We start from the raw sequence: 1,453 nt of genomic DNA, 5'->3' as shown, positions 1-1,453 counted from the left end.
GGGCGTGTCAGGTCTGCTGTGTAAGTGCGTGACTCCGAAGCTGAGCCCTCATGGCTCGGAGAGGACACGCAGTGACAGACGCAGTGCAGTCGCCGGTGGTCGACGATGGTGCGGTGCCGGCCGAGAAGCCTCGAGGACGGGTGGGCCGGCCTCGCCGTGACGGCGGGGAGCAACCGCTGGTCTCACCGGACCTGGCGCGCCGGCTGGTGACCCAGGCCCGCGAGGAAGGCCTGGACATCGCCGGGGACTCCGGGCTGCTGGGACAGATGATGAAGTCGGTGCTGGAGGCCGCCCTGGCCGAGGAGCTGACCGACCATCTGGGCTACGAGTCCGGCGACGCGGCCGGTCGCGGCTCGGGCAACTCGCGCAACGGCAGCACGCCCAAGACGCTGCTGACCGAGGCCGGGCCGGTGGCGCTGGAGACACCGCGGGATCGGGCCGGCACGTTCACCCCGCAGATCGTGCGCAAGGGCCAGCGCCGGCTGGATGGCATCGACAAGATCGTCCTCGGCCTCTACGCGAAGGGCATGAGCACCCGCGACATCACCGCGCACCTGGCCGAGATCTACGACGTCGACGTCTCCCCGGACCTGATCAGCAAGATCACCGACGCGGTGCACGCCGAGGTCGCCGAGTGGCAGGCCCGCCCGCTCAACAGCGTCTATCCGGTGATCTTCCTCGACGCGCTGGTCTGCAAGGTCCGCGACGGCGGCAGCGTGCGGAACAAGGCCGCGCACCTGGCCGTCGGGGTCGACGCCGAGGGCCGCAAGGAGGTCCTGGGCATCTGGGTGGAGACCACCGAGGGCGCCAAGTTCTGGCTGCGGGTGATGAACGAACTCAAGGCCCGCGGAGTCGTCGACGTGCTCATCGCCGTCTGCGACGGGCTGACCGGGCTGCCCGAGGCGATCACCGCGGTCTGGCCCGAGACGGTGGTGCAGACCTGCATCGTGCATCTGGTCCGGGCCTCGCTGCGCTGGGTCAACTACAACGACCGCAAGAAGGTCGCCGCGCTGCTGCGCACCATCTACAGCGCGCCGACCGAGGCCGCCGCCCGCGCCGAGCTCGAGGCGCTGGCCGAGTCCGACTTCGGCCGGAACAATCCCGCGGTCATCCGCCGCTGGCGCGACTCCTGGGAGCGGGTCATTCCGCTGTTCGACTTCGCCCCCGAGGTCCGCAAGGTCATCTACACCACGAACATGATCGAGAGCATCAACAGTCAGCTGCGCCGCAGCACCCGCAACCGCGGCCACTTCCCCTCCGACGAGGCCCTGATCAAGGTCCTCTACCTGGCCTGCAAGGAGATGGGCCGCACTACCACCCGGGCCACCGCCGGCCGCGGCAGCGGCGCCTGGAAGACAGCACTCAACCAGTTCGACATCATGTTCCCGGGCCGGCTCGACCTGGCCTGACCCATCACCGAGTCAGGCACTTACACAGGCCAGCTGACACACCC

General features: G+C 69.3%; 1 protein-coding gene. It reads left to right on the top strand.

The genetic code is table 11. From position 1 onward, the window contains the following. Nucleotides 1-140 precede the first annotated feature (140 nt). The gene (locus tag MY520_RS27835) at nucleotides 141-1,409 is read left to right on the top strand and encodes an IS256 family transposase (RefSeq protein WP_436695940.1); all 1,269 of its coding nucleotides are present in this window, start codon (nucleotides 141-143) and stop codon (nucleotides 1,407-1,409) included. The last annotated feature ends 44 nt before the right edge of the window (nucleotides 1,410-1,453 follow it).

This window comes from Geodermatophilus sp. CPCC 205506 (assembly GCF_051383635.1).
GTDB lineage: Bacteria > Actinomycetota > Actinomycetes > Mycobacteriales > Geodermatophilaceae > Geodermatophilus.
This window is presented reverse-complemented; position numbering and strand designations above follow the sequence as displayed.